The 2339-nt window shown below is 65.6% G+C and carries 2 protein-coding genes; one reads left to right on the top strand and one right to left on the bottom strand.

All coding sequences use genetic code 11. The features are described from left to right. Positions 1-151: 151 nt before the first annotated feature. Positions 152-1390, bottom strand: a complete 1239-nt coding sequence (locus tag JQ635_RS38845; protein WP_211415030.1) for an MFS transporter — start codon at positions 1388-1390, stop codon at positions 152-154. 130 nt (positions 1391-1520) lie between these two features. Here JQ635_RS38845 and JQ635_RS38850 point away from each other — a divergent pair, with 130 nt between their 5' ends. Next, complete coding sequence (locus tag JQ635_RS38850) at positions 1521-2126, top strand: TetR/AcrR family transcriptional regulator (RefSeq protein WP_211415031.1); 606 nt, start codon at positions 1521-1523, stop codon at positions 2124-2126. Positions 2127-2339 lie beyond the last annotated feature (213 nt).

Here is a 2339-nt window from a genome sequence, read left to right on the forward strand (position 1 = left end):
CGCCTCATCGATTCCCCCAAAAGAATCACAGGAGAATCATAACAGCAGCCCAGCGTTTTCACACAGCCAGGGTCACAGGCGGCCCATCACGACCAAGCAGTGCAGCGTCCGCTATAAGCTCCCAAGCAGACGAAGCGACCACCCGCCTCGCCTACGCCGTCCGCAACACCGGCGCCGGCGGCTGCGACGGGCGGATCAGCGCGAACGCCACCTGCACGATGCCGCCGGCAAGGCCCAGCGCGACGCCGATGCGCCAGGCCATGGTGTAGGAGCCGAGCGCGTCGTACAGTACCCCTCCCCCGTAGGCGCCGAGGAAGCTGCCGATCTGGTGGCTCATGAAGGCGAGGCCCTGGATCATCGCCTGCCAGCGCAGGCCGAACATCTCGGCGACCGCGCCCGCGACCAGCGGGCCGACGCCCATCCAGAGGAAGCCCATGATCGCGCCGAACAGCAGCGTCGAGAACGATGTGGCCGGCAGCATGAAGTACCAGGCGAGCGCGAGCGAGCGCAGGATGTAGATCCCGCCCAGGAGCGCGAGCTTGTTCCAGCGCTGGCCGGCCCAGCCGAAGAACAGCGAGCCCAGCACGTTGAAGCCGCCGATCATGCCGAGCGTCTGCGCGCTCAGCATCGGATCGAGGCCGCAGATCGCAAGGTAAGACGGCAGGTGCGTGGTCAGGAACACGAGCTGCATGCCGCAGACGAGATAGGCGCAGGTCATCACCACGAACGGCGCGTTGCCGAACGCCGTCCTCGCCGCCGTTGCGGCCGTGGCATCGCCGATGTCATCGGCGGCCGGCTTCGGCAGCGGGATCCTGTCGACGCGCCCGGCATACCAGGCGGCGGGGATCATCAGCACCGACATGACGACGAAGCCGGCGAGCCCGATGCGCCAGCCGAAGCCTTCGTTGAGCATCTGCCCGATCGGCGCCGACAGCAGCGCGCCGAGCGAGCCCGCTCCGGAGACGATGCCGAGCACAGTGGAGCGCACCGTCGCGGGCACCGCGCGCGCCGCCACCGACATCGCGATCGCGGCTGCGGTGCAGGCGAGCGAGGTGCCGATCAGCACGCCGGCGCCGATCATGATGCTGACGAGCCCGTTCGCCATCGCCATCAGGGCGAGCCCGGCAATGTACATCAGCGCGCCCACGATCATGATCGGGCGGAAGCCGTAGCGCACGGTGAGCGCGCCGGCGGGCGGCTGGAGAAAGCCCCAGGCGAGATTCTGCACGGCCAGCGCCAGCGTGAAATCCGAGATCGAAATGTGGATGTCATGCGTCAACGGCTGCATGAAGATGCCGAGACTCTGCCGCAGCCCCATGCTCAGCGTCAGCATGATCGAGGCGCCGATCAGGATCGGCAATGTCGGACGCAGGACCTGCAGCAGGGGCATTTTTCTTCTCCCTTTTGGGCGCGGCACGCGTGCCGACGTCTGTTTTTGCCGTTGATTTTGGTTACACAGACCTGTGTACTTAGGCTATAGTTGGCTACGGCTGTCAAGCGAACAGGACGCTTAGCTCTGCATGGCTCCCCCGCCCGCCCCACAGACGATGAAAGAGCGGATCCTTCAGACCGCCGACAAGCTGTTCTATCTCCAAGGCATTCGCGCCATCGGCGTCGACACCATCGCAGCCGAGATCGGCATCAGTAAGCGCACGCTCTACAACCACTTCCCGTCCAAGGACGCGTTGATCGCCGCCTATCTCGAACGCCGCTTCGTGCACGCGCGCCCCTCCGACAAGCCGCCGGCCGAGCAGATCCTCGCCACCTTCGATTCGCTGGAGCGGCGCTTTGCGGCCAAGGATTTCCGCGGCTGCCCGTTCGTGAATGCGGTCGCCGAGCTCGGACCGTCGGATCGCGCCGTGAAGAAGATCGCTATCGCCTTCAAGGAAAGCCGCCGCATCTGGTTTCGCGACCGTCTGACCGAGCTCGGCGTTGCCGATGCGGAGGCGCTCGCGACGCAGCTCGTGCTGCTGGTGGATGGCTCGATCGCACAGGACCTCGTCCGCGATGATCCCGCGATGGCGCGCGCGGCGAAGGAAGCGGCCAAGGTGTTGTTGCGGAATGCGGGGGTGGATGTGGGTGGTGGTGCGAAGCCCGTGAAGGGGCACAACCGCCCACCACAATAACCGCCGTCGTCCCGGACAAGCGCAGCGAAGCGGCGCGCAGATCCGGGACCCATAACCACAGGAAGCAATTTGACGAAGACTCGTGGTGACCAGCTCGCGCAATAACCCTGCCCTGGGGTTATGGGTCCCTGCGTTCGCGCTAGGGCATGCACGTATCTAGTGCGGCGGATTGACTCGGGTTGGCCACAGGGGATTCCAGAATCGGAAGTCTGT

The organism is Bradyrhizobium iriomotense (assembly GCF_018130765.1).
GTDB lineage: Bacteria > Pseudomonadota > Alphaproteobacteria > Rhizobiales > Xanthobacteraceae > Bradyrhizobium > Bradyrhizobium iriomotense_A.